This window comes from Cricetibacter osteomyelitidis (assembly GCF_004340985.1).
Classification (GTDB): domain Bacteria; phylum Pseudomonadota; class Gammaproteobacteria; order Enterobacterales; family Pasteurellaceae; genus Cricetibacter; species Cricetibacter osteomyelitidis.
Genome location: NZ_SLYB01000014.1, coordinates 60,153 through 66,615, shown reverse-complemented (window position 1 = coordinate 66,615; position 6,463 = coordinate 60,153). Strand labels below are relative to the sequence as shown.

The 6,463-nt window shown below is 40.7% G+C and carries 8 protein-coding genes; all 8 read right to left on the bottom strand.

The window, feature by feature from the left end; genetic code table 11:
- Window positions 1–291 precede the first annotated feature (291 nt).
- Entirely contained in the window at window positions 292–732 is a 441-nt protein-coding gene (locus EDC44_RS07990) for a YcgN family cysteine cluster protein (RefSeq protein WP_131977131.1), read from the bottom strand.
- 82 nt (window positions 733–814) lie between these two features.
- A complete protein-coding gene (locus EDC44_RS07985; protein WP_131977129.1) occupies window positions 815–1,357 on the bottom strand; it encodes a hypothetical protein in 543 nt (180 codons plus the stop codon).
- A 145-nt stretch (window positions 1,358–1,502) separates the two neighbouring features.
- Window positions 1,503–2,330 (bottom strand): 2,3,4,5-tetrahydropyridine-2,6-dicarboxylate N-succinyltransferase, encoded by an 828-nt coding sequence (dapD, locus tag EDC44_RS07980; protein ID WP_131977127.1) that lies wholly within the window; start codon window positions 2,328–2,330, stop codon window positions 1,503–1,505.
- Between the two features lie 118 nt (window positions 2,331–2,448).
- Entirely contained in the window at window positions 2,449–3,168 is a 720-nt protein-coding gene (truC, locus tag EDC44_RS07975; RefSeq protein ID WP_131977125.1) for a tRNA pseudouridine(65) synthase TruC, read from the bottom strand.
- A 34-nt stretch (window positions 3,169–3,202) separates the two neighbouring features.
- Window positions 3,203–3,517 carry a YqcC family protein gene (locus EDC44_RS07970; RefSeq protein WP_131977123.1) on the bottom strand — a complete coding sequence of 105 codons (315 nt, stop codon included), beginning with the start codon at window positions 3,515–3,517 and terminating at the stop codon, window positions 3,203–3,205.
- A 7-nt stretch (window positions 3,518–3,524) separates the two neighbouring features.
- The gene (gene folC / locus EDC44_RS07965) at window positions 3,525–4,823 is read right to left on the bottom strand and encodes a bifunctional tetrahydrofolate synthase/dihydrofolate synthase (protein WP_131977121.1); all 1,299 of its coding nucleotides are present in this window, start codon (window positions 4,821–4,823) and stop codon (window positions 3,525–3,527) included.
- 9 nt (window positions 4,824–4,832) lie between these two features.
- Entirely contained in the window at window positions 4,833–5,753 is a 921-nt protein-coding gene (accD, locus tag EDC44_RS07960; RefSeq protein ID WP_131977119.1) for an acetyl-CoA carboxylase, carboxyltransferase subunit beta, read from the bottom strand.
- Between the two features lie 65 nt (window positions 5,754–5,818).
- The gene (bioD, locus tag EDC44_RS07955; RefSeq protein ID WP_131977117.1) at window positions 5,819–6,463 is read right to left on the bottom strand and encodes a dethiobiotin synthase; all 645 of its coding nucleotides are present in this window, start codon (window positions 6,461–6,463) and stop codon (window positions 5,819–5,821) included.

The window sequence follows — 6,463 nt, the reverse complement described above, 5'->3', positions numbered from 1 at the left end:
AATTCTTCTGCTAAATTTAATAAACCGGTCTTGTGTTTAATGAGAGGGTTGTTAGAATAAAACATGAGAGTTTCCTTTTTTGTTTAGATTGAATTTTGACACTCATATTCTAAACGGGAAACTCTCACTTTTTATAGTGATTTGTCAGATCAAGTCTGATCTTTTACATATTAGCAACTATTTTGTCCACATGAACGTGTAATGGACATTTCAACAACTATTTTGTCCATTACACCTTTAAAGATTTCTTGGGATTAATAGGCAAACGGCACTTAAATACAAGTGCCGTTTTTAATGTTCGTCAATCACAAATTCAAACCAATCAATTACATCTTTTTCGTGAATACCATTTTCGATTAATACCCCTGCTAATTTTACCGAAGCGGAATTGCCAGATATTAACGGGTGCCAATCAAATAACTGTTTACCTTCATACAACAAGCGATACGCACAGGTTTTCGGTAACCAAACAAAATCCGGTAAATTTCTTTTAGTGAGTTTAGTGCAATCATCCTCTAATTGAAAACGCTGAGAATAATGACCGCACTTTCCTGTTTCCAAATTTAATAAATTGCAAGCGATTCTCGTGTAATACAGTCGTTCACGTTTGCCGCGACCTTCAATAAACTTACGATAGCAACATTTTCCGCAACCGTCACACAGGGCTTCCCACTCGGCATCATTCATATCTGTCAAGGATTTATGCTCCCAGAATCGTGCCATTAATTCCATAAATACCTAAACTTGCTGACCTTATTGAAACACAAAATCCCGGATAATCCGGGACTTTGTACTGTTTAATCAATGAATCTAATTATTTAGATTGAACAGCTTCTTTCATTTCAGTTGCTTTGTCAGAAACTGCTTCAGCTGCTGATGCCGCTTTTTCTGCTGCTGCATCTTTCATTTCTGCTGCTTTGTCAGAAACCGCTTCAGCTGCTGAGGCTGCTTTTTCTGCCGCTGCATCTTTAGCATCGCTTGCTGTGCCGGAAACTGCATCTTTCATTTCTGCAGCTTTGTTAGAAACCGCTTCAGAAACCGAAGACATTTTTTCTTTTGCAGCTTCTGCAACCGCACTTACTTGTTCTTTAGCGGCATCTTTCATTTCTACTGCTTTTTCAACGACAGTATCTTTAACTTCAGTGGCTTTTTGAACCGCTGCATCTTTCATTTCAGATGCTGCTGAAGTTACAGCTTCTTTAGTATCTTTTGCTGCTTGTACTGTAGAATCTTTTGCATCGGTTGCCGTTTGAACTGCCGCATCTTTTGCCTGAGTTGCAGTTTCTTTTGCTTGATCACAAGCAGCTAAACCTAATGCTGCACTTAATACTAAAGTTGCTAATAATGTCTTTTTCATAGGATCTCCTAAATAATTTGATACGCTTGTTTGCGTGGTTCACCATTTTGTATAAAATTTTTGAGCAAATAAATAATTTTTACAAAAATTTACCAAAAATAAGATCCGAAAATACGGATCTTATTTTCTGCACTATTTGACAAGATTATTCGTCAATAGTTCTTAAAAGTTCGTTAATTCCAACTTTACCTAAAGTTTTGGCATCCACTTTTTTCACGATTACTGCACAGTATAAGCTGTACTTGCCGTCTTTTGACGGTAATGAACCGGAAACAACAACAGATCCTGCCGGTACGCGTCCGTAGAATACTTCACCGGTTTCGCGGTCGTAAATTTTAGTGGATTGACCGATAAATACGCCCATTGAGATAACACAGCCGTCTTCTACGATTACGCCTTCAACCACTTCAGAACGAGCACCGATAAAACAGTTGTCACCGATAATGGTCGGGTTAGCTTGTAACGGTTCTAATACGCCGCCGATACCCACACCGCCGGATAAGTGAACGTTTTTACCGATTTGTGCGCAAGAACCTACGGTCGCCCAAGTGTCAACCATAGTATTTTCGCCTACATAAGCACCGATGTTCACATAAGACGGCATTAATACCGCACCTTTGGACACATAAGCACCTTTACGCACTGTGGCAGAAGGCACAACGCGGAAGCCTTCTTCTTTAAAGCGCTCAGCGGTGTAATCAGCGAATTTCAATGGCACTTTGTCATAATATTTGGTTTCTGCTCCATCAATGATTTCGTTGTCATTGATACGAAATGATAATAATACGGCTTTTTTCAACCATTGATGAGTAATCCATTCGCCGTCGATTTTTTCTGCTACGCGGTATTTGCCGCTGTCTAAGCCTTCGATAACTTCTTCAATGGCTGCACGGGTTTGTGCATCAACGGTTTTTGGTGTGATATCTGCACGTTTTTCAAATGCAGCTTCAATGATCGCTTGTAAATTTGACATTTTGCTTCCTATATTAGATGTTATGAATTCAGTTTTTTGAGAACGTATTTTTACCATATTTTGCGCTAAAACTCACTTAATTTTATGAAATTTCCTCAAAATTGACCGCACTTTTCGGCTACACATTCCAATTAAATTGTTTTAACAATAATTGCCATTGCTCGTCTAATCCTGCTTTAATCGTCACTTTTTCACCGCTGATCGGGTGAACAAAAGCCAGCTTGTCGGCGTGTAGCATTAATCTCGTGCAACCTGTTTTTTCTGCCAATAAACGATTTTGATGTAAATCGCCATATTGGGTATCACCTAAAATCGGGTGAAAGATATGCTTCATATGACGGCGTAATTGATGTTTACGACCGGTTTGCGGAATTAACCGCACTAAAGAATAACGATTGGTTTGGAATTTTCCCATAGGATACGGCATTTCAACAATCTGCAAGCCTTGATAATCCGTTACCGCATTTTGCGGTCCCTTTTCTGTGGAAAATTTATCAGCGATTTTATCCGGCTTCACTTTCAATGGGTAATCAATGCGTTCAGCACCTTGTAAATAACCACGCACTACGGCTAAATAGGATTTTTCTACGATTTTTTGTTCAAATTGACCGCACATTAAGTTAGCCGTTTGTGAATCTAGGGCAAATAACAAAACGCCGGATGTCGGTCTGTCTAATCGGTGAATGGGATACACCAACTGCCCGATTTGATCCCGCAGGGTTTGCATGACAAATTGGGTTTCGTGTCGATCCAGCCAGCTACGGTGAACTAACATTCCGGCGGGTTTATTGACGGTAACGAGATATTGATCTTGGTAAAGAATTTCTAATGTATTCATAATGATTTTTGCCGAGGGTGAAACCATAGGCAATTTATGTCTCTTGTAACAACCGCTCTATTTCATTTAACGGAGCCAGTATTTTCGTCAGATGCTCAAACTCTTTTAATGCTTCTTCCACATAAGGTGTAATGGCAATTTGTTGCGGCAGCGGTTGTTTTGCCTCACATAATGCCGTCATTCTCGGAATAAAAATCCATTGCAGCCATTCATTTACCGTCATATGGTCGATTGCAAAAGGTTCTTGGCTAAAAAAGGCTTCTTCTTTCGGCGGAATGGTTTGCCATAATGTCGTTTCCTGCATTGCCTGCTGCAACTGGTTTAAATATTGTTTAACTTGATTATGCATATTTTACCTATAACATCTGCAAAAATTCACCCACGGTATGAAATGAACCGAATACTAGAATTAAATCATTTTTATCGGCATTTTGCACTGCACTTTGTACTCCCGCTTGTACGGAATCTTCGGCTTGAGCTGAAACCGTTGACTGAGCCAAACCCTGTAATGTTTTCAGCAATTCCAGTCCTGACTGGCCGCGATAGCCATTTAATGTGACACAATGCCAATGATCAATAATCGGCAATAAAGGCGATAATACACCGTTCGCATCTTTATCTTTTAAAATACCGCATACTGTAATGATCTTACCTTTTATACTCGGTTTAAGTGCGGTCAGTTTTTCCGCCAAATAACGTGCCGCATGAGGATTATGCCCTACATCAATAATCATTTGCGGCAGCTGTGCCGGATTCCCCAATTTTACCAACTGCTCTCCCCTTAATTGCTGAAAACGCCCGGTCAGTTCCACTTGTTGTAAAGACTGATGAATAATCTCCGATGAAATATCAAAAGGCAGATACGGCAATACCGCTAAGGCGGTTGCGGCATTGGCTAATGGAATCCGACAAAGCGGTAGATTTTCTAACCGAACCCGCTTATTCTGCCACTGCCAATATTCGCCCGATTTGCTAAATTGCCAGTCCTGATTACAGCAGGAGATGACACAGTGCAACTGCTCGGCGTGCTGTAACATGGCAGGCGGAATATTAGGTTCACCGATAACGGCCGGTTTACCCGCACGAAAAATTCCGGCTTTTTCAAAAGCAATCCGATTGCGATCCGAACCGAGAAAATCCACATGATCAATATCAATACCGGTGATCACCGCAATATCCGCATCCACAATATTGGTGGCATCCAAACGGCCGCCTAAACCCACTTCCAAAATCCCTACATCTAATTTTGCCCGCTTAAACAAATGCAGTGCAGACAAAGTGGAATATTCAAAATACGTCAGCGATTGGCTTTTATGCTGTTCGATAAACGCAAATGAAGCGGTATGTTCACTGTCCGCTAATTCCTGATTTTGAATACGTACACGTTCGTTATAACGAATTAAATGGGGCGATGAATACACGCCCACCCGCAAGCCTGCATTGAGTAATAAGGTTTCCAGCAAACGACAGGTTGTGCCTTTGCCATTGGTGCCGCCCACCGTAATCACCAACGGTGCAGGGCGTAATAAATCCAATTCTTGAGCAACGGTTTTTACCCGTTCCAAACCTAAATCAATAGCTTTGAAATGACTGTTTTCTAAGTAAGAAAGCCACTCTGCAAGTGGCGAAGTGGCTTTTAATTGATTGTTTTGCATAATATTTATTTACGCTGTCGGTTGTTCTGCCTGTTCAACTTCATCAACTTGTTCAACAACTTCCGGCTCAACAAAAGGTGACGGTTGGTTAGTTAATTTACTTAATATGCTGGCCAGTTTTTGACGCATATCCGAACGTTTTACGATCATATCGATAGCACCGTGTTCCAATAAAAACTCGGCACGTTGGAAACCTTCCGGTAATTTTTCACGCACGGTTTGTTCGATAACTCGCGGACCTGCGAAACCGATCAACGCTTTCGGTTCGGCAATATTAATATCGCCCAGCATGGCAAAGCTGGCTGATACGCCGCCTAATGTCGGATCCGTCAACACAGAAACAAACGGTACGCCCAGCTCTTTCATTTTAGCTAACACGGCACTGGTTTTTGCCATTTGCATTAATGAGAATAAAGCCTCCTGCATACGGGCACCGCCGCTGGCAGAGAAACAAATAAACGGACAATTTTCATCCATTGCACGTTCCGCTGCTTTCACAAATTTCGCCCCCACCACAGACCCCATTGAACCGCCCATAAATGCAAAGTTTGATGCGGCAACCACTACTTTCATACCGTATAATGTACCGATAAAACTCACTAAGGCATCTTTTTCACCGGTTTGTTTTTGAGCTGCGGTGATACGATCTTTATATTTTTTCAAATCTTTGAATTTTAAGATATCTTGCGGCTCTAAATCTGAATTTAATTCCACCGCACTTTCTGCATCCAATAAGCTTAATAAACGTTCGCGAGCATCAATACGCATATGATGACCACATTTCGGACAAACTTCCAAATTACGGGTCAATTCATCACGATATAATACTTGTTCGCAAGAGGTACATTTTGTCCAAACCCCTTCCGGCACATTCGCTCTGCGAGAGCTTGAAATCGGGTTTCTGCTAAAAATTTTTTCAATCCAGCTCATTTTTAACCTTACATTGTTATTAATAAGAAAATTCCGTTTATTAGACCATAAAACGATTTAAGTTGCTATACATTTATCTGTTCTACGATTTCAAATGTTGTATTTGGAAATTCTCGCAATAAATAATTTCGTAAATAATTTTCTGTTTCTCGGGCGATGAGGCAATCAGTTTGGGGATATTGGTTGTATAACACCGCCTTTACTGCAATGCGGCGGATTTTACATAATTCCAAGCTCAATAAAGTATGATTAATGCTGCCTAATTTACCTGATGTAACAAGAATAATCGGATAACCTTGTGATTGCACGTAATCCAGCATTGTATGCCGTTCATCATAAGGCACACACAGCCCTCCCGCACCTTCAATAAGCACATAATCATATTTTTCCGCTAAAAGTGCGGTGGTTTTTTGCATAATTTCTACAGATATTTCACGATTTTCCAACTTCGCTGCCAAGTGCGGCGAACAAGGATAAGCGAACACATAAGGACTGGTTAGACCTTGTTTATCTTCGTCCGTCGGTTCAATGCCTTGTAAACGACGATGTACCAATAGATCTTCCGCAAGCTGTTGGCAGCCTGTTTGAATAATCTTTTGGGTAATCACCGAAAAGCCTTGATTCATCAGTTTTTTGGCATAAAGCCCGGTGGCAATGGTTTTTCCTACATCCGTATCAATGCCGGAAATAAAAATAATATTATCATTCAT

Coding starts and splice junctions, on each gene's coding strand:
- EDC44_RS07990 (WP_131977131.1), bottom strand. CDS start 732: ATGGAATTAATGGCACGATTCTGGGAGCATAAATCCTTGACAGATATG.
- EDC44_RS07985 (WP_131977129.1), bottom strand. CDS start 1,357: ATGAAAAAGACATTATTAGCAACTTTAGTATTAAGTGCAGCATTAGGT.
- dapD (WP_131977127.1), bottom strand. CDS start 2,330: ATGTCAAATTTACAAGCGATCATTGAAGCTGCATTTGAAAAACGTGCA.
- truC (WP_131977125.1), bottom strand. CDS start 3,168: ATGAATACATTAGAAATTCTTTACCAAGATCAATATCTCGTTACCGTC.
- EDC44_RS07970 (WP_131977123.1), bottom strand. CDS start 3,517: ATGCATAATCAAGTTAAACAATATTTAAACCAGTTGCAGCAGGCAATG.
- folC (WP_131977121.1), bottom strand. CDS start 4,823: ATGCAAAACAATCAATTAAAAGCCACTTCGCCACTTGCAGAGTGGCTT.
- accD (WP_131977119.1), bottom strand. CDS start 5,753: ATGAGCTGGATTGAAAAAATTTTTAGCAGAAACCCGATTTCAAGCTCT.
- bioD (WP_131977117.1), bottom strand. CDS start 6,463: ATGAATGATAATATTATTTTTATTTCCGGCATTGATACGGATGTAGGA.